Origin of the sequence: Micromonospora sp. CPCC 205558, assembly GCF_036902955.1 — a bacterium.
Lineage (GTDB): Bacteria > Actinomycetota > Actinomycetes > Mycobacteriales > Micromonosporaceae > Micromonospora.
This window is the reverse complement of record NZ_JBAKHR010000012.1, coordinates 172,672-198,700: the sequence shown is the minus strand read 5'-3', so window position 1 is coordinate 198,700 and position 26,029 is coordinate 172,672. Positions and strand designations below refer to the sequence as shown.

Here is a 26,029-nt window from a genome sequence, read left to right as displayed (position 1 = left end):
GGGCCGGACCGGTATCCGGGCAGGCGCCAGCGCGCGGACCGTGGTCCGCGGATGGTGAACCGCTCAGGGGAACGCCCGGCGTGGCCGGGCGGGGAAGGCGATGACCCGGGGGTCAGCTCACCGTCACTCGACGATTGAGCGGGTGCACCGCCGCGCCGTGGAGGCGAGGGAACAACCGAGGGGTGGAAAGGTGCTGCACGAGATTGGGACTCCTTCCGACACCGCCTACCGGGTTAGCTGACGGATTCGGGCGGGAAGATCGCCCTACCGCGGGCCGTGGCTCGCGGATTCACCCCGGACTTACTGATGGGTCCCCGGTTCGTTGATCACGATTAAGCGGGTCGATGCGGCGTCGCGTCTTGCGATCGGTTACCGCACCGGACGGGACGACACTACTGGTGGTCCACGTGCCCTGCCAAGCAAGGCTCACCTGCGTAAACCTCAATTGGCGCGGCAATTTCTGCGCGTATTGCCGATGACGTGACTCGATGGGACAACCGGTTACGGCCGCGCCTGCGGGCGACAACCGGACAGGCGGCAAAAAACGCAACCACAATCGTGGGAACGATGGCACCACTCGCGCCGGACGTCCGATTTCACAATTGCGTGACCGGCCTCACATCACAGATCGGGCTCAACCCACCCGCGCCGGCCGCCACCGTGCCACCACGGCGGGGCGCAACGCCTCCGCCACCGTCCGGCGGACGGGCACCGGGGTCGGGCGCAGCCGGGCCGCCGCCGCGTACGCCTCCTCGGCGAGGGTACGAGCCGACTCGGCGGCCAACTCCGCGTCGCGCCACGCGGCCCGCTCACGGCCGGCGGCCACCTGGTAGTCGGCCAGCCGCGCGTCCCGGATCACCCGGCTGATCAGCACCTCCTGCTCGACCGGGTGTCGTCGGGGATCCCAGCCGTGCCGGTGCCCGAACACGTCACCGAGCTGCGCCATGCTCAGGTCACCCCGCCAGTACGCCGCCATCGCCGCCCGGTGCAGATAGCGCTCCCGGGCCGCGTATTCGGCGGGGGTGTGCGGAGTGCGCGGGGTGGGCAGCGCCCCGGCACCGGCGAAACGACGCGCGGCGTTGTCCGCCTCGTCGTACTCGATCCAGGCCCGCTCCAGCTGCTCCTGAGCGGTCAGCCAGGCGGCGCGTCGCCGCTTGGCGGTCGTCGACGCACCGGCTGCGGCGACGGCCACCTCCTCGGCGTAGCGACGCCTGTCGACGGCCTCGGCGGCGGCCAGCTCCCGAGCGGTGGGCGCGGCCGGGGGCGGGTCGTCAGTGGGCCGGTCCCGTTCGGGGCGGGCGGCCAGCACGGTGAGCAGGCCCAGGGTCAGCAGGAACAGCGTCGACCAGATGGCGGCGGCCTGCGGCACCTCGGTCACGAACTGGTAGAAGACGGCGGTCTCCATGGTCGGCACCTCGGGGAGAGAACAGTGCGGTGAGGGCCCGCACCGGCCAGCGGGCCACGGCGGGCCACCGGTCGGCGGGGTAGGAAGCGGGTGGGTCGACAGGGCGCGGCGACGGGACGGTCGTCCCGGTGGCTCAGCGCCGGGGTGGGGCTCGGGAGGCTCGACCACTCGCACTGTCGACGAGGGGCAGCCGGTCAGACTCGGCCGTGTGGACCGGCAGCACGCCGGCAGCGGTGGCGCCCTGATCGCCGGGGAACGTCACCGGCGTGTCGACCGACCAGGTCGGAACCGAATCCTCGGCGGCCTCCGGCGGTATCGCCGGGGTCGAGCGCGCCACACCCTGCGCTTCGGCGTGCCGGCAGGAGGCCGCCAGTGACCCGACAGCGACGGCGGCCGGCATCGCGCTCGACGTTGGCACCGCGCTCGACGTTGGCACCGCGCTCGACGTCGGCACCGGCCTGGGCGTCGGCGCGGCGGCCGTGGCCGGGCCTGCGCCGAGCGCCAGGGCCGCGACGACGGCGAGGCTGGTCAGCACCCGCGTCGCCCAGCGCGCCACCCACCACAGCGGACAGGTGAACGCGACCGGAAGCACGCGCCCACGCTACCGTCACACCGACCCGGACGCACCGACCACGGGCGTGTCGGATCGCGCCGCGCCGACCCCGTTTGACCAGGGTGGACGCTGTCAGCGCCGGTCGACGTACGGTGATCGACGGCTGGCCGGGCCGACGTCGTCGGCAGGTCCGTCGACCTCGCCGCGGGCGCTGCTCGCGGGGTCTTGTGCGTCGTCGTCGCCGGCCGCGCGTTGTCGGGGAACGGGCGCCGGACGGGCCGGACGGCGCGGCGCGAGCCGGCGCATCATCGGGGTCTCGACGAAGCGGTGCAGCAGCCCGGCGAGGATCAGGTTCGCCACCAGGAAGCCGAGCACCACGGCCGGGCCACGCCAGCCCGTGAAGCCGGTCCCCCAGTCCCCGCTCCAGCGCAGCACGCTCGTCATCACCAGCACGTGCACCAGGTAGAAGGCGAACGAGACCTCACCGAGCCAGACCAACGGCCGGGCCCGCCACGGCGAGCGCCGACCCCGCACGTCCGCGTCCGCGGCCGCGGTGATCACCAACAGGTACACGACCGCGAGCAGCGTGGTCCACAGCTCGGCGCGGATCCACTGCCCTGCCGCCACCCAGGTCACCAGGAAGATCCCGCTGGCCACGGGCAGACCGGGACCGCGCCAGAGCCCTCGGCGCATCAACTCGGCCCCCACCGCGCCCAACCAGAACTCCAGCGACCGCACCGGCGGGAAGATCTGGGTGAACCACCACCGACTCACCTCCGGCACCAACTCCTGCGCCGGCCAGAGCGCGAGGATCAGCAGCGGCAGTACGACGATCAGCGCCCAGAGCAGTTTCGGGCGGGCCCGGCGCAGCAGCGGCAGCGCGAACGGCAGGCAGAGGTAGAAGAAGAACTCGCAGGACAGCGACCAGCTGACGGTGTTGATGCTGTAGAACCAGCCCGGGCGGGGGTCCCACGCCTGCAGCAGCAGCACGTTCTCCAGCGCGGCTGCCGGCAGGACCGGGTCGGCGAACCACGCGGCGACCAGCAGCGTCGCCGCCCACAGCACCAGGTGGTTCGGGTAGATCTTGGCGATCCGTCGCCGCCAGAAGGTACGCCGGGAGCCGCCGTCGCGGGCCGACCAGACCAGCACGAAACCGCTGAGGATGAAGAAGAACTGCACCCCGGAGAGGCCCAGGGTGAACAGCGCGTCGACCACTGCCTTGTAGTCCGGCTCGGCGATGATCCGCATGGTGCCCGCGTGAAAGCCGAAGACCAGCAGGGCGGCGATCCAGCGCAGCCCGGTCAGCGACGGCAGCCGCGGCGGGGCGGATGCCGGCCGGGCGGTCGACGGCGCGGTGCTCGTCATGCCGGGATCCCGACGCTCGGCAGGCTCACCAGCACGGTCGTATCCTCCTCGGCACGGCGTCGGACGGCACGACGGCGACGCCCGCGACGACCCGGCAGGGCCGCACCGAGGCACCCTACCGGGTCACTCCCGGGTGAACCGGACGTGTCCCACCCGCCCCAGGAGCCCACGTTCCCCGAGCCACGCAGTCGCCCGCCGGCCGGCGTTAACCTTCCGCTGCACCGGAGTTCAGAGATTCCACAATCGGCGGCAACGTCAGGTTCCGGGGCCGGCCACCCGGGTCGTCGAAGGTGGCGGACGTGGTCAATGAGCCGACGCACGCACCGCTGCTGAGCATCGTCGTGCCCGTGTACGGCGTCGAGGCGTACCTGTACCAGTGCCTCGAGTCCATCCGGGCCGACATCCCGGCGGGCGAGTCGGACGCGGTTGAGCTGATCGCCGTCGACGACGCCTCCCCGGACGGCTGCGGCGACATGCTCCGCTCGTACGCGGTCGGCCGGGACGGCGTCCGCGTCGTGCACCTGAGCAGCAACGTTGGTCTGGGGCTGGCCCGCAACGCCGGGCTCGACGTGGCCACCGGCCGCTACGTCTGGTTCGTCGACAGTGACGACTGGTTGCCGCCGGGCACGATCGCGGCGGTGCTGGACCGGCTACGCCAGCACCAACCCGACGTGCTGATGCTCGACCACCTGCGGGTGCACGAGGACGGCCGGCGGGAGGTCGACGCGAGCAGCCCACTGCTGCGCGGGATCACCGGTGTCACCCGGCTGGCCGACCAGCCACGGCTGCTGCGGGTGCAGCACACCGCCTGGAACAAGGTGGTCCGCCGGGACTTCATGCACGAGCTGGAGCTGCGCTTCTTCCCCGGCTGGTACGAGGACATCCCGTTCAGCCACCCCCTGCTGATCGGGGCCGAGAAGATCTCCGTGCTGGACCGGGTCTGCTACCTGTACCGCCAGGGCCGTCAGGGCGCGATCACCTCCACCCGCAGCGGCCGGCACTTCGACGCCTTCGCCCAGTACGAGCGGCTGATGGACTGGGTCGCCCGGAAGCACCCGGACGAGCGGTTGCGGGCCGAACTGTTCGAGCTGATGATCAGCCACTACCTGGTGGTGGTGGGCAACGACGGCCGGCTACACCCGCACCTGCGGCGCGACTTCTTCCACCGGGCCGCCGCGCACTACCGCCGGTACCGGCCCCCCGGCGGCTATCCGGTGCCCCCGGGCGCGACCGGGCTCAAGCACCGCCTCGTCGGACGCGGTGACTGGTTGGCGTACTCGGCGCTGCGCCAGGCCCACCGGGTCACCGGTCGGCTGCGTCGGCCCGGCCCGGTGGGCGGCGCCGACAGCGGTTCGCCCGCCGTCGACGAGGACCCGGGCCGACGGACGGACGCCGCGCCGACGCGCGACTGTGGGCTCGCCCCGGAGCGGCGGGACGCGCTGGCCGCTGGCCGGCTGCCGTGATCGACCCCACCGCTCAGCAGACCGGGCGCCGGGGCGACTCCAGGTGTCCTGATTTTCCAGGTCGTCCGCCCGCCGGGTGGACGACGACAGCACCACCGCACCCCGGTGCGGGCGTACCGGAGCAGAGGTCGGAATGACGGCGACAATCAAGATCGGACCGCACGCGGCCGGTGCCGGGGAGCGACCGTTCGTGGTCGCCGAGATGTCCGGCAACCACAACGGCGATCTGAACCGGGCGCTGGCCATCGTCGACGCGGTGGCCGACAGCGGGGCGCACGCGTTGAAGCTCCAGACGTACCGGCCGGACACGATCACCATCGACGTCGACACCCCGGCGTTCCGGATCTCCAGCGGGCACGAACTGTGGGGCGGGGAGAACCTGTACCGCCTCTACGAGCGCGCGCACACCCCGTACGAGTGGCACGCCCCGATCTTCGAACGGGCCCGCGAGCGTGGCCTGACCGTCTTCTCGTCACCGTTCGACGCGACCGCTGTGCAGCTGCTGGAGTCGTTGGACGCGCCCGCGTACAAAATCGCCTCGTCGGAGCTGGTCGACCTGCCCCTGATCCGGCTGGTGGCCAGCACGGGCAAACCCATGGTGATCTCCACCGGGATGGCGACGGTCGCCGAGATCGACGCCGCCGTGCGCACCGCCCGCGCCGGTGGCGCGGCGGGCATCGTCCTGCTGGCCTGCACGGCCTCCTACCCGGCGCCGGCGGCCGACAGCAACCTGCGCCGGCTGCCGGTGCTGGCCGGTGCGTTCGACGTGCCGGTGGGCCTCTCCGATCACACGCCCGGCATCGGGGTGGCGGTCGCCTCGGTGGCGCTCGGCGCCTGCTTCATCGAGAAGCACGTGACGCTGGACCGGGCCGACGGCGGCGTGGACTCGGACTTCTCCCTGAACCCGGCGGAGCTCACGGCCCTGGTCGCCGAGTCAGGCCGGGCGTACGCGGCACTGGGTGGCACCGCGATCGGCCCCACCCCCGCCGAGCGCGAAGGGCTGCGGTTCCGCCGGTCGCTCTTCGTGGTCGAGGACGTCCGGGCCGGCGACCCGGTGACCGCGGACAACGTCCGCTCGATCCGCCCAGCCGGCGGCCTGCCCCCGGTGGAGATCGACCGGGTCCTGGGCCGCACCTTCACCACCGACGTCCCCCGCGGCACCCCCCTAACCTGGAACCAAATCTGACCCACCCCACCCCCACCCCAACCCCGCGATCTTGCAGTTACTGTCCCGACGAAAGGCGCGAAAGCCGCGGTTCGGCGTCAGAAAGTGCAAGATCGCGGGGCGGGGGAGGTCGGGGCGAAGCCGACGGTGACCACCAGGTCGGCCACCCGCAGGGTCCGCCAGATCGCCGACCCGTCGGCCGGGGTGCCCAGCCCGTGGCGCCGCCACCAGACCGCCACCGGCACGTCGGCCAGCTTGCAGCAGCACTCGGCCCGGGTCCACCGGGCCCAGAAGTCAGCCGCGCCGAACCGGCGGGCCAGCGCCGGGGGCACCGGGGCGTCGGCGCGCTCCGCGTCGATGGCCACCCGCCAGCCGGGCGCCGGCGGGCCGTACCAGCCGACGCACCGTCCATCGTCGAGGTGACTGCGGGTCACCGCGTCGGCCATCGCGGCCGGTGACCCGATGCGCAGATGCCGCTCGGCGGCGACGAGCAGCCCCGGCACCGGACGCGGCATGGCGGCCCCGCCGTACCGCGCTGGTTGCACCGGGAGAGGAGCCGGCCGCAGGTCAGATGGCGGCGGCACCGTCCACCACGATCACCTGGCCGTTGATGTTGGTGTGCTCCCGCAGCAGCATCCGCACCACCGGGGTGACCTCCACCGGTTCGGTCAGGTGACCGGTCGGGGTGCGGCGCACGATCTGGTCGAGCTGGGTCGGCCCGAGCACCGCGGACATCTCCGAGGCGAAGAAGCCGGGCGCGACCGAGTTGACCAGCATCCGGCCGCCCAGTTCCCGGGCGAGCGAGCGGGTGGCGGCGTCCATGCCGCCCTTGGTGGCCGAGTACGCGACGAGGCCGGGAAAACCGCGCTGCCCGCAGATCGAGGTGATGTTGACGATCCGCCCGCGCAACCCCTTGGCGAGCATCCGACGGATCACCAGCCGGGTCAGCTGCAGCGGGGCCGTCAGGTTGGTCTCGATGATCCGGGCGATGTCGTCGGTGGCGGTGTGCGCATGCAGCGAGTCCTGCCCCATGGCGGCGTTGTTGACGATGCCGTCGATGGGGCCGAGGCGCTGCTCCACCTCGCGGATGAAGCTCTGCGCGGCCGGCAGGTCGGTGACGTCCACCGAGCCGACGTACACCCGGTCGGGGTGCTCGGCGGCGAGCTTCTCCAGCTCCGGGGTGATGGTGCGGGCGAACGCGGCCACCCGTACGCCCGCGTCGAGCAGGTCGGTGACGATGGCCAGGCCCAGGCCACGGGAACCGCCGGAGACGAGGACCACGGAGCTGGGCGGGACGAGCTGGGTGTCGACGGGCTCAGACATCGCTCTTCAGGGTTTCCTTCACGGGAATGTCGGTCAGGACGCGGATTCGGCGCGGCACCGCGTGCTCGGGAAGTCGGTCGGCACACCAGCGGACCAGCGCGGCCTCGTCCGGCACAGCGGTGTCAGCGGAGGCCGGCACAGCGGGGGCGAGGACCACCTCGGCCACCACCATCCGCCCGAGCACCGGGGCGCGGCGACCGGTAACCCGGGCCCAGGCCACCGCCGGATGACCGGCGAGCACACCGCGGACCACGCCCGCGGAGACCTTGCTGCCACCGACGTTGATCTCGTCGGAGTCCAGTCGGCCGGTGATCAGCACCCGGCCGTCGAGCACCTGCACCCGGTCGCCGGTGCGAATCGGTCCGGCGAGACCGGCACCGTGGTAGGGGGAGGTGATTACCAGCTCGTCGTCCTGCACGGAGAGCGTCGGCCGGCTTGGGGTTTCCCGGTCCAGCCAGTCGACCGGGAACCCGGCCCGTCCATCGTGCACCACAATGGACGCCCCCACCTCGGAGGACGCGTAGATCCAGGAGATCCGGGCCGCCGGGAAGACCTCCCGCAGCTGGTCCAGGATCGCCTGGTCCACCGGCTCGCCGCCGAGGGTTATCTGACGCAACGGCACCCGGGCCAGCGCGTCGGCGTCGCGGTAGAGGGTGCGCCGCCAGAAGGTCGGGGTGCCGGAGGCCGCATCGACCCCGTGCGCGGCCGCGACCGACGGCCAGTCGTCCAACTCGTCGGGCTCGACCACCACCAGGTGCTGGCCGGGCTGGGTCAGCGACAGGGTGACCACCTGCCACCAGGCGTACGTGCCGGGGGCGTACGGGCAGAGCCAAATGCGGGCGGGCTGGTCGGCCCGCACGGTGGTCAGCGTGTCGAGGGTGTGCCCGACCCGCTTCGGACGCCCGGTGGAGCCGGAGGTCAGCAGCCAGAGCCGGCCCGGCTCAGCGGCTCGCGGCCGGGCCGGCGCGCTCGGGTGCGCGCCGTCGTCGTCGAGGACGCTGACGGTGAACCCGGCTTCCAGCAGCTCCGTGCGCATCGCCGCGTCGACCCGACTCGCGGTGCTGAGCAGCAGCTCGGTGCCGTGCACGGCGTGCTGCCGCGCCGCGGTGAGCGCGTGCACGGCCGAGTGGGCGAGCACCGCCGCCGGGTCGGGCAGGGCGGGCGTCGGCAGCGAACGCCAGGTCAGCGCGGCGCCACCGACGACGAGCCGGTTGTCCACACCGGCCGGCTCCGGGGGCGCCGGGGCGGGGTGGCGCGGCGTCGCGACGGTCACTGGTGTTGCAGCTCGACGAGGAAGTCGAGGACGTCCCCGACGGTGGCGATGCGACGGAGCCCGGGGGCGTCGAAGTTGAGCTCCTCCCCCGTCTCGTCCTCCACCCGCAGAGCCAGCTCGGAGAAGTCGAGCGACCGGAAGCCGATCTCCCGCAACTGCGCCGCGTCGTCCGCCGGCAGCTCCTTGTCCTGATTCTTCAGCACCTGAGCCATGAGGTCGCGGATCTGCGCGCGACTCAATTCGTTCATGCGCCGCAGTCTACAACCCAACGAATGCATATCCCATTTCCCGGTGGGCCCGGGTAAGGTTCCGGGACCCGACCTGAACGGCAAGGAAAGAGAGACGCACGTGCTGCGCGAAGCGACGGCGGACGACGTTCATCTGATGTTGTCCTGGCGTAATCAGGAGACCAATCGGCAGGTCAGCAAGACCAGTCACGAGATCACCGCCGAGGAGCACGCCCGGTGGTGGTCGGCGGTCCGCGAAGACCCGTCCCGGCGGGTCCTGGTGTTCGTCCAGGACGACCAGCCCTGCGGTGTGGTCACCTTCTTCGACCTGCGGCTGGACGGCCCGCGCACCGGCGCGTGGGGCTTCTACCTCGACGCTGACGGGCTGGCCGTGCGGGGTGCGACGCTGCCCGCCTGGCTGGGCGTCATGCGGGAGGCCGTCGAGTACGCGTTCGACGGGCTGCACCTGGACCGGCTCGACGGCGAGGTGCTCGGCAACAATACCGCCGTACGACAGATGAACCGACGTTTCCGATTCGTCGAGGGCACCCCGAGACAGGAGCTGTCCGACGGCCGGGAAATCACTGTCATCCCGATTTCCCTGGCTCGGGCGGACCGCCGTCAGCGCTGATTGTCAGCCACTTTTCCGCGTATGGACCAGAATCATTAACCGGCCGTGCTCCCGGTGGACATCCGCCGTTCACGAATAGCGGTGTCCATCGGGGCGTGGCGGGTCAGGCCCGCCGCCAGGCCGCCCACTGCTGCTCCGGGTTGCCGCCGAGGCGGACGAAGCCGTACGCCGTGCCGTCCCAGTCGTCGGCCTGCCCGGGTGCCCAGCGGGCGAAGACCACCTGCGCCGCGGCCGGCGGTTGCCCGTCGCCGAACCACCGGACGTCGGCCCAGGTCACCTGGTGGCTGAGGTTGAACCGGAGGGTGTACTGCACGCCGGTCGAGGCCCACACCCGCTCGCCGGGGCGTACGCCGACGTCGGCCACCCGGGGCGTCGGCGCGGTGCGCTCGGCGCTCGGCCGCACGATCCGCTGGTCGATCACCTGCATCGTGACGAGGTTGGCCACCACGAGGGCGCCGAGGATCGGCAGCCGCAGGCGGGGCACCCGGACCGTGGCGACGAGCAGCACGCAACCGGCGATGCCGACCAGCGACCCGACCACCGGTCGCAGCTCCCGCCAGCCCCCGGTCAACGCCATCAGGTCCGGCGCGCTGAAACCGCCGTACCGCAAGCGGTGGCCCTGACTGGTCACGTAGGCGAGTCGAGCGGCGATCAGCGCCCCGCCCCCGATCAGCAGCGCCACCGCGACGGCCGCCCGGCGCAGCACCACCCGCCACCCGGCCGTGAACAGCACCCCCAGCCCGACCAGCAGCCAGAACGGCGCCAGCATCTGCACGTACCGGCCGTAGATCGCGTCCAGTGGCTTTCCGGTGATGCCGGACAGGATCACCGACGCCCCGCCGGCCACCCCGACGGTCACCACCAACGCCACGCCCATCGTCCAGCGGGCCGCGTCGCCGTGTCGGGGGCGCCACAGCTCGCGCACGGCGCCGGCCCAGGCCACCCCCGCCAGCCCGAACGTGATCACCACGAGGTACCAGAGCTGGGTGGTGACGGCCGCGCTCGTGCGCAGCACCCCCTGGGCCGACGCGAGCGCCTCGAACGTGTTGCCGTCGGGGGTGCTGCCGAGCAGGTAGACCTTGCCGCCGAGGTAGCGGATGGCGGCCTCGTTGACGAGCGCCAGGGCGAGCACCGGCAGCAGCGCCGCGAGCACCACCGGCGGGCTGATCCGGCGGCGGATGAACAGCAGCAGCACCAGCCCGGCGTGCACGGCCACGATCACCAGGCCACGGGAGTGCAGCAGATGGAACCCACCGACCAGCAGGCCGACGGTGGCGGCGGCGAGCGGGCCGGGCCGGGCGATCCAGCGGTGCACGGCGAGCAGCCAGGCCACCACGAGCGGCGCCAGCACCGCGTCGATCATGGCGACGCCCGCGTAGAAGGCGGTGGCCGGCAGGGTCGCCGCCGCGACCGCGCCGAGCAGCGCGTACGACCGGCGCAGCCGCAACAGGCGGCGACCGAGCAGGTACGCCAGCGGCAACAGCGTCGAATTCACCATCGCGTTGATCAGCTGGACGATCCGGTAGCTGTCGGTGAAGTCCCGGTCCCCGAGGAACGCCGGCGAGATCAGCATCGGGTAGCCGACCCGGCGCAACAGGTCGTTCTCGCTGCTGAAGCCCCCCGGGCCACCGGCCAGCGCGCGGGCGGTGTTCAGGTAGCTGTCCTCGTCGGTGTGCGCGATCGGCAACACGACGTGCCGGGACAACCACATCCGCCAGGCCACGCTGAGCACCCACCCGACCGCCAGCAGCAGCGGCACCAGCCAACGCCGGGCGGACGGGCCGCTCGGCGTCTCGGCCACCACCACCGGCCGTTCGATCACGTCACTACCGGGTGCCATCAACGCCTCCAGAATTGCCGGCCGGACCAGGCCCGCGCCGATCCGTCAGGCTCGTCGGCTGGCGTGCTGCCCTGGGTGCCCCGCTCGCACCGAACTGGTGTGGATGTCGGGTGAACGCGGGACCCGGCTGCGCGCAGGGCCGCCGGTCGTTCGCGCGGCCACTGTAGCGGCCGAATCCGGCCAGGTCAGCCCACATCCGCAGCGGTTGGAAGTGTTCGTCTACGCGGTGTCCGGCATTCACAGGAGCAGAGGTTGTGGTTCACCCGCGAGCGTCGGGGAGTTAACCCGCCATGGCTAGCGTGTCACCCCGGTCGGCCGGCCCAGGGCCGCTCGTTCATCCACGAAACGGGAGCACCACATTGAGTGAGTTGAACGGATCGTCCATTCTGATCACCGGGGGAACTGGTTCCTTCGGCAGGACGTTCCTCCGGCACATCCTCAACGAGGCCGACCCCGCGCGCGTGGTGGTGTTCTCCCGCGACGAGCTCAAGCAGTACGAGCTGCGCCAGCAACTCGGCGACGACCCGCGGCTGCGCTGGTTCATCGGCGACATCCGGGACCGGCACCGCCTCACCCGGGCCATGCACGGCGTGGACCACGTGGTCCACGCCGCCGCTCTCAAGCAGGTGGACACCGCGGAGTACAACCCCTCGGAGTACATCGCCACCAACATCACCGGCTCGCAGCACGTCGTCGACGCGGCGATCGAGGCCGGCGTCAAGAAGGTCATCGCGCTCTCCACCGACAAGGCGTCCAGCCCGATCAACCTGTACGGCGCGACGAAGCTGGTCGGCGACAAGCTGTTCGTCTCGGCCAACCACTACGCCGCCCAGCACCCCACCCGGTTCGCTGTGGTGCGCTACGGCAACGTGGTGGGTAGCCGCGGCTCGGTCGTCCCGCTGTTCCGTCGGCTGGCCGCCGAGGGCAAGAGCCTGCCGATCACGGACAAGCGGATGACCCGCTTCTGGATCACCCTCGACCAGGCCGTGCAGTTCGTCATGGACTCGTTCGACCAGATGCAGGGTGGCGAGCTGTTCGTGCCACGCATCCCGAGCATGCGCATCCTCGACCTGGTCGAGGCCGTGGCCCCGGACGCCACCACGCACGAGGTCGGAATCCGGCCGGGCGAGAAGCTGCACGAGGAGATGATCGCGCCCGACGACAGCCGGCGGACGCTGCGCGCCGACGGCCGGTTCATCGTCCAGCCGACCATCGCCACCTGGGGCTACCAGGCGCCGGTCGACTGCGATCCGGTGCCGGACGGCTTCGCCTACCAGTCGGACACCAACGACGAGTGGCTCACCGTCGAGCAGTTGCGCGACATGCTCGGCATCAACGGATGACGGGGATGCTCCCGTACGGCCGGCACTCGGTCACCGAGGACGACGTCACGGCAGTGTCCGCCGTGCTGCGCGGTGACTGGCTCACCACCGGTCCGCAGGTCGACGCGTTCGAGGCCGACCTCGCCCGGTGGACCGGCGGGGTGGGAGTCACCACCGTCTCCAACGGCACCGCGGCGCTGCACGTGGCGTACGCGGCCGCCGGGGTGGGCCCGGGCGACGAGGTGGTGGTCTCGCCGATGACGTTCGTGGCGACGGCCAGCAGCGCCGCCGCCCTCGGCGCGAAGATCGTGTTCGCCGACGTCGAGGACGAGACCTTCTGCCTCGACCCGGCGGCGGCCGCCGCCGCGGTCACGTCGCGGACAAGAGTCGTCGCGGCGGTCGACTACGCCGGCCACCCGGCCGACTACGACGTCCTGCGCACGTCGATGCTGGGCAGCGACGCGCTGCTCCTCGCCGACGCGGCGCACTCGATCGGCGGCACGTACCACGGCCGGCCGGTGGGTTCGCTCGCCGACCTGACCACGTTCTCGTTCTTCCCCACCAAGAACCTGACCACCGCCGAGGGCGGCGCCGTCGCCGCACTCGACCCGCAGGTCCTGGAGCGGGCGCGCCGGTTCCGCAGCGTGGGCGTGGTCCGCGATCGTGACGAGCTGCGCTTCGAGGACGAGGGCGGCTGGTACTACGAGGTCCACCAGTTCGGGCTGAACTACCGCCTGCCCGATGTCCTCTGCGCCCTGGGCCGCAGCCAACTGCGGCGGCTCGGCGAGTTCACGGCCCGCCGCAGCGCACTGGTCGCCCGCTACGACGAGGCACTGGCCGACCTGGACGGCGTGCTGCTGCCAACCCGCAAGCCGTGGGCCGACCCGGCCTGGCACCTCTACCCGATCCGGGTGCTCGACGGTCGCCGCCGCGAGGTGTACGACCGGATGCGGGCGGCCGGCATCGGGGTCCAGGTCAACTACATCCCGGTGCACTGGCACCCGGCCTTCGCGGACCTGGGTTACCGACGTGGATCCTGCCCGGTGGCCGAGTCGTTCTACGCCCAGCAGTTGTCGCTGCCGCTCTACCCGGGGCTCAGCGACGCCGACCAGGACCGCGTCATCGACGCGCTGACCGCCGCGGTGCGGGTCGGCTCGGTGCGTTCCGCCGCCTGATGGGAACCTGATGCACCACGCCAACCACTTCTACGGCCACGCCCACGTGCTGGCCCGGTACGCCGGCCTCGGCGACCGGCACCCACCACGGATCAACGGGTACGTGCAGCACGGCTGGAACATCGGTGACGGTCTGGCCCCCGGGCACCCGTACGCCGAGCGCACCCCCAGCCTGCTCTGGTCGGAGCAGACCCGCCGTCGGGCCTGGTCGGTGGGGCGACGCAACGTGGTCGTGATCGGCGCGCCGTTCAGTTACCTGCTCGCCATGCGACCCGAGGACCCACCGGCCGAGGATCGGGAAGGCACCATCTGGTACCCGTTCCACGGCTGGGAGGGTCAACACGTCAAGGGCGACCACCGCAAACTGATCGCCCTCATCAGGGACACCGAGCCCGGCCCCGTCACCGTCTGCCTCTACTGGCACGAGTACCGGATGCGTAACGTGCGCCGGCTCTACGAGCGCGCCGGGTTCCGGGTGATCTGCCACGGCTACCGGGGGCACTGGTGGAAGGACACCGACCCGGAATTCCTCGACCGGCAGCTCACCGAGCTGCGCCGTCACCGCCGGGTCGCATCCAACCGCCTGACCAGCGCGATCTTCTACGGCATCGCGGCGGGGTGCGAGCCTGCGGTCTACGGCGACCCGATGATCCTGTCCAACGAGGACCCCACCTTCGGCGGTACCGCTCGGATCCGGCGGCAGTGGCCGCAACTGCACGGCACCACGGTCGACCTGACCACCGCGGTCGAGATCGCCCGCGCCGAGCTGGGCACCGGCCACCGCTGCACGCCGGCCGAGCTCCGCGAGCTGCTCGGTTGGGCGAACCTCCAGGAGGAAGAGGAAGACCGTGACGACTGAGACGGCACCCGCCGACTGGATCACCCTGCCGGGCGGCGAGATGCTGGCCTGGTCGGACCTGCCGCAGGACCGGCTCGCCAACGGTGGGCCGCTCGCCGCGCTGGCCGCCCGGTTGGTGCCGCCCGGCGCCCGGGTGCTGGTGGCCGGCCCCCACGACCCGGCATTGCTCGACCACCTCGGCCACGCCGAGGTGACCTGCCTGCTGCGCAGCCACCCGGACGCGGTGGCACTGGCGCACCGGGCCGCCCGCGTGGTGGTGGGTGGCCCGGCCGGGCTGCCCGACGACGAGACGTACGACGTGGTGATCGCGGCAGCCGGCCTGGACCCGGTGGAGTCGGTGGAGGGCGCCCGGCTCGGCTGGGACGCCGTGCTGGCCCGACTCGTCGCGGCGGTGCGACCGGGTGGCGCGTTGCTGCTGCGCGTGGACAACCCGCTGGGCCTGCACCGGCTGGTCGGCACCACCCCCTGGTACGCCCGCCGGGACGATTCCGCCTGGGCGATCGGCGGTGTGCTGGACCGCGCCCACCCGGCCAACCGGGACCAGTTGCGCGAGCGGCTCAGCGTGGCGGGGCTGCTGCCGGCCACGTGCTGGGCCGCGTACCCCGATGTCAGCACCCCGACGGCGCTGTTGGACGCCGACCACCTCGACCGGGACGCCGGCTCCGGCCTGTTCGACGCGGTCCTGCACGGCGCCTGCGCCGAGGGTTTCACCAGCGCCACGGTGCTCCAGGACCCGGCCCGGCTGGCGGTGGACGCGCTGCACGCCGGGCGGGCCGCCGACCTCGCGCCGGGCTGGCTGACCCTCGCCCACCGTCCCGCCGATCCCACGGGCCCGAGCACGCCGACGGCCGACCGGGACCTGCCGGTGGCTCTCGTGCAGACCGGTCGTCCCGGGATCGGCGTGCTGGAGGTGCTGCACGGCCCCTCCGGTTGGCGCTGGGGGCTCATCCCCACCAACGACGCGAGGACTCCGGCCGTCGCGCCGTTCGCCAGCCGGGAGGCCGCGTACCGGGACGCGGACGCGCTGTCCGGGCCGGTGCCGTCCGGCCGGCTGCTGCGTACCCTGCTGCTCGACGCGGCCCTGCGCCGCGACCTGACCACAGTGCGCGCGTTGCTGCACGGGTACGCGGGCTGGCTCGCCGACCAGGCCGACACCGACGGCCGCATCGCCGGCGCGGCGGCGCTGGCCGGCACCGACAACGTCGTGTTCGACGGCGAGCGGTACGCGGTGCTCGACCCCAGCTGGCGGGCCGCCGCCGCGCTCCCCGCCGACGTGGTGCTCGCCCGCGGGCTGTGGCGCTTCGCCGCGGGCCTGCTCACCGGCGGGTACGCCCATCCGTGGTCGTCCACCCTCGACGTCGCGGGCCTGACCGTGGTGCTCGGCGGCCTCGCCGGCCACGACCTCGACCGGGCGACCGTCGGCGAGGCGGTCGAGGCCGAGGCGGCCATCACCGCCGCGCTGCACGGGCTGGACGCCGGTGGCACTGTCGACCTCGCCACCGAGCTGCACGCCGTCGCGCCGACCGATCCGCCGGTCGGCGCGCACAGCTACCAGCAGCTGCGCGAGGCGTGGCTGCGCCAGCGCGAAGAGCTCACCCGGTTGGCCGCGCTGACCGCGTGGACCGAGGAACTGCTCACCTCGCGGGAACGGGCGCTGCGCCGGGCCGAGGCGACGATCGGCCTGCTCAGCGGGTCGCTCAGCTACCGGGTGGGTCGACTCGCCATCACCCCGGCCCGGCTGGCCAAGCGGGGCGCCCGCGCCGCCAAGCGCCGGGCCGTCGCGGTGCTCGCCCCGAAACAGGAGGAGCAGCAGTGACCGGTGTACCCGTCACGGACACCACCGGGCCACGGATCGTCGGCATCGTGCAGGCGCGCATGGGTTCGTCCCGGCTGCCCGGCAAGGTGCTCCGCCCGCTCGCCGGACGTTCCGTGCTGGGCCGGGTGGTCCGCGCCGCCCGGGACAGCGGCGTCCTGGCCGACCTGGTGGTCGCCACCAGCACCGACGCGGTCGACGACGCGGTGGCCGTCGAGTGCGCGCGGCTGGACGTGCCGTGCCACCGCGGGCCGGTCGACGACGTGCTGGACCGATTCGTGGGCGCCCTCGCGGCGCACCCGGGGGACGCCGTCATGCGGTTCACCGCCGACTGCCCGCTGCTCGACCCGGAGATCATCAACCTGGTCGCGTCGGTGTACCGGGCCGTCCCCGGGCTGGACTACGCGAGCACGTCGATCGCCCGGACCTTGCCCCGTGGGCTGGACGTCGAGATCATCCGAGCGGAGACGCTCCGTACCCTGGGCCGGCTCGCCACCGACCACCACCGGGTGCACGTCACCTCATACGCGTACACCCACCCGGAGCTGTTCCGGGTGCTCGGGGTGACGCTCACCCCGGACCGCTCCGCGCTGCGGCTGACCCTCGACACCGAGCAGGACTGGGCACTGGTCAGCGCGATCGTCGACCACTTCGGTGACGTCAGCGTGCCGCTGGCCAAGCTCGCCGACTGGCTCGACGGTCAACCCCGGCTACGCGCGCTCAACGCCGACGTCCGACAGAAGCAGCTGGAGGAGTCCTGAACACCCTGCGGGTCGGGTTGCGGTGCGACGCCGGGCCACGGCGCGGCGTCGGCCACCTCGTCCGCTGCCTGGCGCTCGCCGAGGAGTTCCTCGCCCGGGGCGCCGACGTCACCGTGTTCGGCACCGTCGAACGGCTCGACTGGGCCACCGCGCAGCTGGCCGCGCGGGGCATCCCGCTGCTCCCCGGCCCGGAGTCGGCGGCCGAACTGGTCGAGGCCGCCCGCCGACACGAGCTGGACGTGCTGGTCCTCGACTCCTACGACCTGGACCCGGCCGGGGCCGGCGCCCTGCGCGCCGCCGGCGTGTACACACTCGCCATCATCGACGGCGACACCCGGGGCCAGGTCGCGGACCTCTACCTCGACCAGAACTTCGGAGCGGAGCTGCCCGGCCTGGGCTCCGGAACGGAGCCGCCGGGCCTGCCGACCGCAGCGGAGCCGCCGGGGCTGCCCGGCCGGCTGCTCGCCGGTAGTGGCTACGCCCTGCTGCGCGACACCGTGGTCAGCGCCCGGCCACCGGTCGCCCCGCCCGCCACGGCGGTCAGCCGCCCCCGGGTGCTGGCGTTCTTCGGCGGCACCGACGCGGTCGGCGCGGCCCCGGTCCTGACCCGGGTGCTGGTGGCCACCGGTCACCCGATGGACCTCACCGTCATCGTCGGACGACCCGAGATCGAAGCGGAGGTCGAGGACGTCACCCCCGGCCGGGGGCAGATCATCCGACCGGTCCCGCCCACCACCGAACTGCCGGCCCTGATCACCGAAGCCGACCTGGTGGTCAGCGCCGCCGGCACGTCCACCTGGGAACTCTGCTGCCTCGGCGCACCCAGCGCCCTGGTCTGCGTGGTCGACAACCAACGCGAGTCGTACACCCGGGTGGTGCGGCACGGCTTGGTCGCAGGCCTCGGCGAGCTGCCGGAGCTGACCGCCGGCGGCGTCGCCGGACGAGCCGCCCGCGCGACGGCGGCACAGACCCTGCACGGGCTGCTCAGCTCGCCGCAGCGGCGCGCGACACTCGCCGCGCGCGCCTGGTCCACCGTCGACGGGCAGGGCCGGGCACGGGTGGTGGACGCGGTGCTCAACGCCGTCCGCGCCGCCACCGCCCCCGGCTGACCGCGGCAGATCAAGGTCACGCTCGATCCTGGAAACAGTCCCCTCGAACGCGCGGGAGGCCACTACATCCAGGATCGAGCACGATCTTGCCGAGCGGCAACGGGCCGGCACCGTTCGCGCTAGCACGGGTGTACGAAAGTGCTGCTAGGGTGGCCGCATGACGCAGGCCGCCTACCAGCCGTCGATGCTCGACCTGGCCGACGCCGGGCCCACCCTGGGGCCACTGCCCGGCCAGATCCGCCGGCACCAGCTCAGCCGGGGCGCCTGGGTCGACCACCTCCCCGGCTGGGTGCGCGGCTCCGACTCGGTCCTCGACACCCTGCTCACCGAGGTGCCCTGGCGTGCCGAACGGCGCACCATGTATGACGCCGAGGTCGACGTGCCCCGTCTGCTCTGCTGGTACGACGGCGCGAGGCAACTCCCCCACCCCGTGCTCACCGCCGCGCGGGCCGCACTGAGCAGTTACTACGCGCCCGAGTTGGGCGAACCCTTCGTCACCGCCGGGATGTGCCTCTACCGCTCCGGGCGCGACAGCGTGGCCTGGCACGGCGACACCATCGGCCGCTCCGCGCACACCGACACGATCGTCGCGATCGTCTCCTTCGGAGCACCCCGACCGCTGCTGCTACGCCCACGCGGCGGCGGTGAGAGCCTGCGTTTCCCGGTGGGCCACGGCGACCTGATCGTCATGGGCGGCTCGTGCCAACGCACCTGGGAGCACGCCATCCCCAAGACCACCCGCCCCGTAGGCCCCCGGGTGAGCGTCCAGTTCCGCCCCCACAACGTGGCCTGACCCTGGCGTCGCGGGGTAGGTCCGGACGCCCCCCCACGTCCGGACCTACCCCGCGAGTCGCTGGTCAGCAGGTGCGCGAGTTGTAGGTGGCCCAGTAGGGGCCGCCGCCCTGAGGCGGGTAGAACCGGTAGTTTCCGTCGGGCGACCGCTGCAGGACGAATTCGTGCGAGCCGTAAGAGCTCCTGGAACCCGTCGCCCCGCGGTACACCACGTACCGCCACCCGCTCTGGTCATCGCGCTGCGCCAGCCTGTCGCCGGCCTTCGTCCAGCTGTTCCGGCCTGCGGAACCGTCCGCCGAGAGGCCCTTGTCGCGCTGGAAGTTCCTCGTCGCGGCATCGGTCTGGTCGCCGAAAACGCCGTCGATCCCGGACGAGGGCAGGTAGCCGTTCGCCCAGAGAATGGTCTGCCAGAGACAGGCGACGTTCGAGTTGCGGTGCGTGCTGACGTTCGTGACGCCTTCGTCGTCGAAGTCGTCGGACACCGCGCCGGTGCCGTGGACGTACGCCCGGCCCGTGTAGGAGCCGCTGGCCGCGGCCGGCGTGGCGATGGTGACGTTGATGCCGACGGCCAGTGCCGCGCCGACGGCGGGCACCGCAACTGTCTTGAGGAGGCGGCGGATGGAGTAGAGCGACGACATGCGTCTCCTTGGGTCGGGAACCATGAGGGGGTAACAGTGCGGGGGTTCGTGCCAGCCTGCGTTGTCAGACCAGGCGGCCGGTGGGCGGCTCAACAGGCGTACGACTTCGCCCAGCGGTAGTCGGCCTTGGCCTGCATGTCATGTCCCCAGAACGCGCCGTGGTAGCAGAGCGTCGCCCAGGTCTGCGGGCCGACGTACCCGTCGACAGAGATGCCGGCCGCACGTTGGATCTTGATGATCGCGTCCCGCGTCTTGGCGCCGTAGTGGCCGTCCCGGGCGACCGGACCTGCCTCGGACCGGGCCGAGTTGGTGATCGAGAGTACGTTCGCGATTCCCTGGATGGCCTTGACGCAGTTACCGGTTCCGCCGTAGCCGTAGCTGTACTGACGGCATGGGGCCGTGGCGGCGGAGGCCGGACCTGCCGTCACGACCACTGCCGTGGACACCAGTGCGACAGCCGTCAGTAGCGCACCAAACCTGGATTTCATTGACTGATCCAATCAGCGTTGCGGTTGTCGGAACGATGAGAACGACACACGGTCCCGTTTGGACTCACACCATCGTCGTGCTGCCAGGCCGGACAGCTGGATGCTCTTGGATGGGATGGTGAGGACGGTACGGTGGGGCCCGTACAACCGCCGCACAAGTGGCGTATAGATGATCTACTCGCCCGCGTTGTCCGGGTGTGGTACGCGTGGCGGCACATGGCAGTGCCCACATGTGAGGTGCCTGGTTGCGTTTCGAACTCCTTGGCCCGTTCCGGGTGTACCACGACGACCGGTCGGTTCCACTGGGCTCGGTGAAGCAGCGTCTCCTGTTGGCGACCCTGCTGCTGCGCCCGAATGAGGTGGTCGGCACCAACGAGTTGACCGCGATGCTGTGGGGCGACGAAGAGCCGCCGTCGGCAGCCGCGAACCTGCGCACCTACGTGCGCGGGTTGCGGCGGGCGCTGGGCGGTGGGGCGACCTGGGATGGGATAACCGCTGCGGGCGGCGGCTACCTGCTGCGGGTGGGCCCAGGCGAACGGGACCTGGACCTGTTCGACGCCGCGGCGGCGCGGGGCCGTGAGGCGTTCACCGCCGCCGATCTGGACCGGGCCGAGACCGAACTCTCCGCCGCGTTGGGCCTGTGGCGCGGCACGCCCCTGGCCGACCTGCCGCTGCGCTCGACCCTGGCACGGCGGGCGGCGCAGTTGGAGGAGCGCCGGCTGCTCGTCGAGGAGGACTACGCCGAGGTGGTGCTGGCGCTCGGCGCGTCGGCCGACGTCGTGCACCGGTTGCGCGGCCTCCTCGACCGGCACCCGTTGCGGCAGCGGGCGTGGGGCCAGCTGATGGTGGGCCTGTACCGCATCGGAGACGTGGCCGGCGCACTGGATGCCTTCCGGCAGGCCCGACAGACGCTGGCGGAGGAGACCGGCCTCGACCCCGCACCCGAACTCGTCACGCTGTACGACGACATCCTGCACCACCGCCCGGGGCTGGCAGCGCAACCTCCGACGGGGCCGGACCGGCCGGCGCCGGACACGACGGTGGGCCCGCTCCTTCAGCGCCCCGAGCAACTGCCGCGTGCGGTCCCGGAGTTCGTCGGACGCAGTGTGGAGCTGGCGGCCCTCGACGGGCTTCTGCACGGTGCGGCTGAGGGGCCGGCGAGCGTGGCCATCTCGGTGGTTTCCGGCATGGCCGGAGTCGGCAAGACGTCCCTGGCGTTGCACTGGGCGCACCGGGTTGCCGACCACTTCCCGGACGGCCAGCTCTATGTGAACCTCCGCGGCTACGACGAAGCCGGTGTGGTGTCCCCGGCCGACGCCGTGTCGGGATTCCTCGAGGCGCTCGGCGTGCCCCCCGCCCGGATACCTTCCGCGATGGAGGCCCGCACGGGCCTCTATCGCAGCCTGCTGGCCTCTCGCCGGATGCTCCTCGTGCTCGACAACGCTCGCGACTCCGCCCAGGTGCGTGCCCTGCTGCCCGGTGCGGGCGGCTGCATGGTCGTGGTCACCAGCCGGGACCGGCTCGGCGGGCTGATCGCCGCCGAGTGGGCCACGCCGTTGACACTGGACGTGCTCACCACGGATGAGTCGATGAGCCTGCTCGCCAGACGCCTCGGGGCCGGTCGGCTCGCCTCCGAGTCGGTGGCGGTGGCCGACATCATCGAAACCGCTGGGCGGCTCCCGCTGGCACTGTCGATAGTGGCGGCCCGCGCCGCGACCCATCCCACGTTTCCGCTCGGCGCGATCGCCGCCGAACTGCACTCCGCCGAGGCGAGGTTGGACGCGTTGGCCGACGGCGACGTCCGACGCGTCTTCTCCTGGTCGTTCCTGGCCCTGGGCAAGGACGCGGCCCGGCTGTTCACCCTGCTGGGGCTGCATCCGGGCCCGGACCTGACCGCCGCCGCGGCCGCGGCGCTCGCCGGTGTGTCGGCCGCCGCCGTCATGCCGCTCCTGCGGGAACTGACCCGGCTCCACCTGCTGGCGGAGCACGCGCCCGGCCGGTTCGCCTTCCACGATCTTCTGCGCGCCTACGCGGCCGAGCTCGCCCAGTCGTCGGAGCGCGGCGACGAGCGCGGTGCAGCCCGACAGCGCCTGTACGACCACTACCTGCACGCCGCCTATCCGGCCGCCCTGCTGCTCCAGCCGCAGTGGGCCCCGATCGAGCCGGTGCCGCCGCTGCCCGTACCCGCCAGGCAGCCGGTGACCCACCACGACGGCGCGCTCGCCTGGTTCACGGCGGAGCATCGAGTGCTGGTCCGGGTGGTCCGGCAGGCCGCCGAGAACGGCTTCGAAGCGTACGCCTGGCAGATGGCCTGGGCGTTGAACACCTTCGTGGCGCCGCGCGGTCTCTGGCAGGACCAGCTCGCGATCCAAGGGGTCGCGCTGGAGGCCGCCGAGAAGATCGAAGACCTCGCCGGTCAGGCCGTCGCCAACCGGCTGCTCTCCCGCGCGCTGACCCGACTGGGCGACCGCACCATGGCCGAGTACCGGCTCCAGCGCGCCCTTGAGCTGCACGAACGTCTCGGCGACCCGATCGGCCAGGCCCAGACGCTGCACAACTACTGCGAACTCTGCTACCTGGACGGCCGGCTCGACGAAGCGCTCGCGCACGGTCGCGAGGCCCTGCGGCTCTACCGGCTGGCCGGCAATCAGGCGGGCGAAGCCCGGACGCTCAACGCGATCGGTTGGCTGCTCGCCACCACCGGCGATTACGTCCAGGCCATCGCCAGCTGCACCGAGGCCCTCGACCAGCAACGACGGACCGACGACCGCAATGGTCAGGCCGCGACGCTGGACAGCCTCGGCTTCGCCTACGACCGCCTCGGTGACCGCGACCGCGCGGCCAACTGCTACGAGCAGGCGATCAAACTCTTCCGCGACTCCGCAGACCGGTACCACGAGGCGGAGACCCTCATCCGACTCGGGGACACCCGGGAAGGGATGGGCGACCGGAACGCTGCCGCTGCCGCCTGGCGCCTCGCCGCGAGGATCTACCAGGACGTGGGCGACCCCGCAGCCGAGGAGGTCCGCCGCCGCCTCGAACGTCTGGTTCCGTGACAGTGGATCGAGCGCGATCAGGCGGCGGCTCGATCGACAGGATCCGTCAGTCGCGTTCGATCAGGTGGCCTACCACCGTTGGGCCGAGCATCACCGCGAATCCGCTGCCGTCGCGGCGGGGGTCCGCCGCCGGCAGCTCCACCGGGTCGCCGGTGGCGGTCGCGCCGACCGGTCGCGGGCCCACCCAGGCAACAGCCACGTCCGTCTCACCCTTGAGGAAGCGGTGCGCGCGCACGCCGCCGGTCGCCCGGCCCTTCGCCGGGTACGCCTTGAACGGCGTCACCTTGACCGTCGCGCCGGTGGAGGTGACCACCATCGGATCGCCATGCCCCGGGTCGTCGGTGCGCACCGCGCCGAAGAACGCGACCCGCGCCCCGGCCGGCAGGTTGATGCCGGCCATACCGCCGCCCTTGAGGCCCTGCGGCCGGACCAACCCGGCGGGGAAGCGCAGAAGGGACGCCTCCGAGGTGACGAAGGTCAGCGTCTCGGTGCCGTCGGTCAGCCAGGTCGCCCCGACCACCTCGTCACCGTCGCGCAGACCGATCACCTCGAACTCGTCGGAACGCACCGGCCACTCCGGCGCGCAGATCTTCACCGCGCCCTGCCGGGTGCCCAACGCCAGCCCCGGTGAGCCCTCCGCCTGACCGCCGAGCGGCGCCAGGCCGACGACGGTCTCCCCCGCCGCCAACGGCACCAGCTCGGCCGCGGACATGCCGCCCCGCAGCGACACCGTGCCCGCCTGCTCGGGCAGCACCGGCAGCGGCAGGACGTCGACCTTGAACGCCCGACCGGCGCTGGTCAACAGCAGCACCCGGCCACGGGCGGTGGAGTGCACGATGGCGCGTACCGTGTCGTGCTTGACCCGGCCGTTGCGACGGCGCCCCTCGGCGCTCTCCTCCGACTCGGCGGCGGTCCGGGCGACCAGCCCGGTCGCGGAGAGGATCACCTGGCACGGGTCGTCGGCGACCTCCAGCGGGCCGGCCGGCGCGGACGCGGCCAGCACCTCCTTCAGGTCACCGTCGACAAGCGTGGTGCGACGTTCGCTGCCGAACTGCTTGACCACGGACGCCAACTCGTCGGAGACCACCTTCCGGAGCACCCGCTCGTCGTCGAGGATCTTGCTCAGCTCGGCGATCTCGGCGCGCAGCCGCTCCTGCTCGGCCTCCAGCTCGATCCGGTCGAACTTGGTCAGTCGACGCAACGGAGTGTCCAGGATGTACGTGGCCTGGATGTCGGAGAGGCCGAACCGGCTCATCAGCCCGTCCTTCGCGGCCTGCGCGTCGTCGCTGCCCCGGATCAGCCGGACCACCTCGTCGATGTCCAGCAACGCGATCAGCAGACCGTCGACCAGGTGCAGCCGCTCCTGCCGCTTACGTCGACGGTACGAGGTGCGCCGGGTGACCACCTCGTAGCGGTGCGACAGGAAGACCTCCAGCAGCGCCTTGAGGCCCAGCGTGCGCGGCTGCCCGTCGACCAGGACCAGATTGTTGACGCCGAACGACTGCTCCAACGGGGTCAGTCGGTAGAGGTCGGCGAGCAGCGCCTGCGGGTTGACCCCGACCTTGCACTCGACGACGAGCCGGGTGCCGCTCTCCCGGTCGGTGAGGTCCTTGACGTCGGCGATGCCGGTCAGCCGCTTGGTCTTGGTGACCTCGTTGGTGATCGCCGCGATGACCTTCTCCGCGCCGACGCCGTAGGGCAACTCGACCACGGTGATCGCCTGACGGCCCCGGCTGCCCTCGATCGGGCCGATCTCCACCTTGCCGCGCATCCGCACCACGCCGCGCCCGGTCTCGTACGCCCGGCGCACCTCGTCCAGGCCCAGCAGCACCCCACCGGTGGGCAGGTCGGGGCCGGGGACGAACTCCATGAGTTTGTCCAGAGTGGCGTCCGGGTGGTTGATCAGCCAGCGGGCCGCGGAGACGACCTCCGCCAGGTTGTGCGGGATCATGTTGGTGGCCATGCCGACCGCGATCCCGGACGCGCCGTTGACCAGCAGGTTGGGGAAGGCCGCCGGCAGCACCGTCGGCTGGGTCAGCGACCCGTCGTAGTTGGGCTCGACGTCGACGGTGTCCTCGCCCAGCTCACCGACGAGCAGCATGGCCTCGCGGGACATCCGTGCTTCGGTGTAACGGCTGGCAGCCGGGCCGTCATCTGGGGAGCCAAAATTTCCATGCCCGTCGATGAGCGGCACGTTGAGGGAGAAGTCCTGCGCGAGGCGGACCATGGCGTCGTAGATCGCCGTGTCGCCGTGCGGATGGTACTTTCCCATGCAGTTGTGAACGACGTAGCCCTCGGCAACGAACGCGTGCTCGTCACTGCCAACCTGGATGTCGTACGTGGCATCGGGCGACACCGCCTCGACCGAGGTGACCCGCAGGAACGCACTACCGATCAGCGCCTCCAGACGGGCAGCGAGCGGTGAGCCGATGCGGTGGAGCTTGTCGATCCAGCCGTCTCGTACCGCACGCTCCAGTTGGAATGATCTGTCGGCGAGCAGGGCCCCGTTACGGTCCTTGCCATACCGCACCCTCGGTCCACCGCTCGCCGAGAGCGAAGCGCGAAACGCCTGTCCGGCCTGATCGCGGAACCATCCGCCGCCCTGGTGCGCTGCCGTGAACTCCGCTACCACAGGGCCGTACGGCAACCGGTCATTGCCCTGTTTGCCGCTGTACTGGTAGTCGATATCGGCAACCCGTTGCAGACCATCGCGCTTGTAGCCGATCCGAACCCACGGCAGCAGCATCCGAGCGAGGACCGCAGCGTCTCGC

Annotated in this window: 22 protein-coding genes and 1 riboswitch; of the genes, 11 read left to right on the top strand and 11 right to left on the bottom strand. The window is 72.1% G+C overall.

The window, feature by feature from the left end; all coding sequences use genetic code 11:
• Window positions 1–207: 207 nt before the first annotated feature.
• Window positions 208–349: riboswitch (cyclic di-AMP (ydaO/yuaA leader) on the bottom strand.
• 285 nt (window positions 350–634) lie between these two features.
• The 3 genes from V6U86_RS16875 to V6U86_RS16865 all read right to left on the bottom strand — a co-directional run bounded on the left by V6U86_RS16875 (window position 635) and on the right by V6U86_RS16865 (window position 3,323).
• Entirely contained in the window at window positions 635–1,405 is a 771-nt protein-coding gene (locus tag V6U86_RS16875; protein WP_334504283.1) for a hypothetical protein, read from the bottom strand.
• 133 nt (window positions 1,406–1,538) lie between these two features.
• Complete coding sequence (locus V6U86_RS16870; protein WP_334504281.1) at window positions 1,539–1,997, bottom strand: hypothetical protein; 459 nt, start codon at window positions 1,995–1,997, stop codon at window positions 1,539–1,541.
• 93 nt (window positions 1,998–2,090) lie between these two features.
• Window positions 2,091–3,323 carry an acyltransferase family protein gene (locus V6U86_RS16865; protein ID WP_334504279.1) on the bottom strand — a complete coding sequence of 411 codons (1,233 nt, stop codon included), beginning with the start codon at window positions 3,321–3,323 and terminating at the stop codon, window positions 2,091–2,093.
• A gap of 299 nt (window positions 3,324–3,622) precedes the next feature.
• Between V6U86_RS16865 and V6U86_RS16860 the strand changes: the two genes are divergently transcribed.
• Together V6U86_RS16860 and pseI are read left to right on the top strand one after the other, a co-directional pair.
• On the top strand, window positions 3,623–4,786 hold the full coding sequence (locus V6U86_RS16860) for a glycosyltransferase family 2 protein (RefSeq protein ID WP_334504276.1): 1,164 nt from the start codon (window positions 3,623–3,625) through the stop codon (window positions 4,784–4,786).
• A 133-nt stretch (window positions 4,787–4,919) separates the two neighbouring features.
• Window positions 4,920–5,972: a pseudaminic acid synthase gene (gene pseI / locus V6U86_RS16855; RefSeq protein WP_334504274.1), complete on the top strand. Its 1,053-nt coding sequence runs from the start codon at window positions 4,920–4,922 to the stop codon at window positions 5,970–5,972.
• A 77-nt stretch (window positions 5,973–6,049) separates the two neighbouring features.
• On the opposite strand, the gene V6U86_RS16850 is transcribed toward pseI, so the two are convergent.
• From V6U86_RS16850 to V6U86_RS16835, 4 genes are read right to left on the bottom strand one after another with little or no spacing between them, the layout of a single operon-like run.
• Window positions 6,050–6,466 carry a hypothetical protein gene (locus V6U86_RS16850; RefSeq protein ID WP_334504272.1) on the bottom strand — a complete coding sequence of 139 codons (417 nt, stop codon included), beginning with the start codon at window positions 6,464–6,466 and terminating at the stop codon, window positions 6,050–6,052.
• 52 nt (window positions 6,467–6,518) lie between these two features.
• Complete coding sequence (locus V6U86_RS16845) at window positions 6,519–7,274, bottom strand: SDR family NAD(P)-dependent oxidoreductase (RefSeq protein WP_334504268.1); 756 nt, start codon at window positions 7,272–7,274, stop codon at window positions 6,519–6,521.
• Window positions 7,267–8,547, bottom strand: coding sequence for an AMP-binding protein (locus tag V6U86_RS16840; RefSeq protein WP_334504266.1), 1,281 nt, complete (start codon window positions 8,545–8,547; stop codon window positions 7,267–7,269). The genes V6U86_RS16845 and V6U86_RS16840 overlap by 8 nt, the downstream gene beginning before the upstream one ends.
• On the bottom strand, window positions 8,544–8,795 hold the full coding sequence (locus V6U86_RS16835; RefSeq protein WP_091401397.1) for an acyl carrier protein: 252 nt from the start codon (window positions 8,793–8,795) through the stop codon (window positions 8,544–8,546). Before V6U86_RS16835 ends, V6U86_RS16840 begins: the two co-directional genes overlap by 4 nt.
• A gap of 43 nt (window positions 8,796–8,838) precedes the next feature.
• On the opposite strand from V6U86_RS16835, the gene V6U86_RS16830 reads away from it, so the two are divergent.
• On the top strand, window positions 8,839–9,405 hold the full coding sequence (locus tag V6U86_RS16830; RefSeq protein ID WP_334504260.1) for a GNAT family N-acetyltransferase: 567 nt from the start codon (window positions 8,839–8,841) through the stop codon (window positions 9,403–9,405).
• Window positions 9,406–9,508: 103 nt separating this feature from the next.
• Here the strand turns inward: V6U86_RS16830 and V6U86_RS16825 are convergent, their stop codons facing one another.
• Window positions 9,509–11,245, bottom strand: a complete 1,737-nt coding sequence (locus tag V6U86_RS16825) for a hypothetical protein (protein ID WP_334504257.1) — start codon at window positions 11,243–11,245, stop codon at window positions 9,509–9,511.
• A 359-nt stretch (window positions 11,246–11,604) separates the two neighbouring features.
• On the opposite strand from V6U86_RS16825, the gene pseB reads away from it, so the two are divergent.
• The 7 genes from pseB to V6U86_RS16790 all read left to right on the top strand — a co-directional run bounded on the left by pseB (window position 11,605) and on the right by V6U86_RS16790 (window position 19,077).
• On the top strand, window positions 11,605–12,588 hold the full coding sequence (gene pseB, locus V6U86_RS16820; protein WP_334504254.1) for a UDP-N-acetylglucosamine 4,6-dehydratase (inverting): 984 nt from the start codon (window positions 11,605–11,607) through the stop codon (window positions 12,586–12,588).
• Window positions 12,585–13,742: a DegT/DnrJ/EryC1/StrS family aminotransferase gene (locus V6U86_RS16815; protein ID WP_334504252.1), complete on the top strand. Its 1,158-nt coding sequence runs from the start codon at window positions 12,585–12,587 to the stop codon at window positions 13,740–13,742. The genes pseB and V6U86_RS16815 overlap by 4 nt, the downstream gene beginning before the upstream one ends.
• A gap of 10 nt (window positions 13,743–13,752) precedes the next feature.
• A complete protein-coding gene (locus V6U86_RS16810) occupies window positions 13,753–14,601 on the top strand; it encodes a hypothetical protein (RefSeq protein WP_334504249.1) in 849 nt (282 codons plus the stop codon).
• Entirely contained in the window at window positions 14,591–16,417 is a 1,827-nt protein-coding gene (locus V6U86_RS16805; protein WP_334504246.1) for a class I SAM-dependent methyltransferase, read from the top strand. The genes V6U86_RS16810 and V6U86_RS16805 overlap by 11 nt, the downstream gene beginning before the upstream one ends.
• Window positions 16,414–17,175 (top strand): glycosyltransferase family protein, encoded by a 762-nt coding sequence (locus V6U86_RS16800; RefSeq protein WP_334504243.1) that lies wholly within the window; start codon window positions 16,414–16,416, stop codon window positions 17,173–17,175. Before V6U86_RS16805 ends, V6U86_RS16800 begins: the two co-directional genes overlap by 4 nt.
• Complete coding sequence (locus V6U86_RS16795; protein WP_334504347.1) at window positions 17,172–18,284, top strand: PseG/SpsG family protein; 1,113 nt, start codon at window positions 17,172–17,174, stop codon at window positions 18,282–18,284. Before V6U86_RS16800 ends, V6U86_RS16795 begins: the two co-directional genes overlap by 4 nt.
• Before the next feature lie 157 nt (window positions 18,285–18,441).
• Window positions 18,442–19,077, top strand: a complete 636-nt coding sequence (locus tag V6U86_RS16790) for an alpha-ketoglutarate-dependent dioxygenase AlkB (protein ID WP_334504241.1) — start codon at window positions 18,442–18,444, stop codon at window positions 19,075–19,077.
• A 64-nt stretch (window positions 19,078–19,141) separates the two neighbouring features.
• Here V6U86_RS16790 and V6U86_RS16785 read toward each other — a convergent pair whose 3' ends face one another.
• Window positions 19,142–19,714, bottom strand: coding sequence for a peptidoglycan-binding domain-containing protein (locus V6U86_RS16785; protein ID WP_334504238.1), 573 nt, complete (start codon window positions 19,712–19,714; stop codon window positions 19,142–19,144).
• Window positions 19,715–19,803: 89 nt separating this feature from the next.
• Complete coding sequence (locus tag V6U86_RS16780; RefSeq protein ID WP_334504236.1) at window positions 19,804–20,142, bottom strand: peptidoglycan-binding domain-containing protein; 339 nt, start codon at window positions 20,140–20,142, stop codon at window positions 19,804–19,806.
• 371 nt (window positions 20,143–20,513) lie between these two features.
• Between V6U86_RS16780 and V6U86_RS16775 the strand changes: the two genes are divergently transcribed.
• Window positions 20,514–23,258, top strand: a complete 2,745-nt coding sequence (locus tag V6U86_RS16775; RefSeq protein WP_334504234.1) for an AfsR/SARP family transcriptional regulator — start codon at window positions 20,514–20,516, stop codon at window positions 23,256–23,258.
• A gap of 46 nt (window positions 23,259–23,304) precedes the next feature.
• Here V6U86_RS16775 and V6U86_RS16770 read toward each other — a convergent pair whose 3' ends face one another.
• Entirely contained in the window at window positions 23,305–26,004 is a 2,700-nt protein-coding gene (locus tag V6U86_RS16770; protein ID WP_334504345.1) for a DNA topoisomerase (ATP-hydrolyzing), read from the bottom strand.
• Between the last annotated feature and the right edge of the window lie 25 nt (window positions 26,005–26,029).

Coding starts and splice junctions, on each gene's coding strand:
- V6U86_RS16875 (WP_334504283.1), bottom strand. CDS start 1,405: ATGGAGACCGCCGTCTTCTACCAGTTCGTGACCGAGGTGCCGCAGGCC.
- V6U86_RS16865 (WP_334504279.1), bottom strand. CDS start 3,323: ATGACGAGCACCGCGCCGTCGACCGCCCGGCCGGCATCCGCCCCGCCG.
- pseI (WP_334504274.1), top strand. CDS start 4,920: ATGACGGCGACAATCAAGATCGGACCGCACGCGGCCGGTGCCGGGGAG.
- V6U86_RS16850 (WP_334504272.1), bottom strand. CDS start 6,466: ATGCCGCGTCCGGTGCCGGGGCTGCTCGTCGCCGCCGAGCGGCATCTG.
- V6U86_RS16845 (WP_334504268.1), bottom strand. CDS start 7,274: ATGTCTGAGCCCGTCGACACCCAGCTCGTCCCGCCCAGCTCCGTGGTC.
- V6U86_RS16835 (WP_091401397.1), bottom strand. CDS start 8,795: ATGAACGAATTGAGTCGCGCGCAGATCCGCGACCTCATGGCTCAGGTG.
- V6U86_RS16825 (WP_334504257.1), bottom strand. CDS start 11,245: ATGGCACCCGGTAGTGACGTGATCGAACGGCCGGTGGTGGTGGCCGAG.
- V6U86_RS16815 (WP_334504252.1), top strand. CDS start 12,585: ATGACGGGGATGCTCCCGTACGGCCGGCACTCGGTCACCGAGGACGAC.
- V6U86_RS16810 (WP_334504249.1), top strand. CDS start 13,753: ATGCACCACGCCAACCACTTCTACGGCCACGCCCACGTGCTGGCCCGG.
- V6U86_RS16790 (WP_334504241.1), top strand. CDS start 18,442: ATGACGCAGGCCGCCTACCAGCCGTCGATGCTCGACCTGGCCGACGCC.
- V6U86_RS16785 (WP_334504238.1), bottom strand. CDS start 19,714: ATGTCGTCGCTCTACTCCATCCGCCGCCTCCTCAAGACAGTTGCGGTG.
- V6U86_RS16770 (WP_334504345.1), bottom strand. CDS start 26,004: ATGCTGCTGCCGTGGGTTCGGATCGGCTACAAGCGCGATGGTCTGCAA.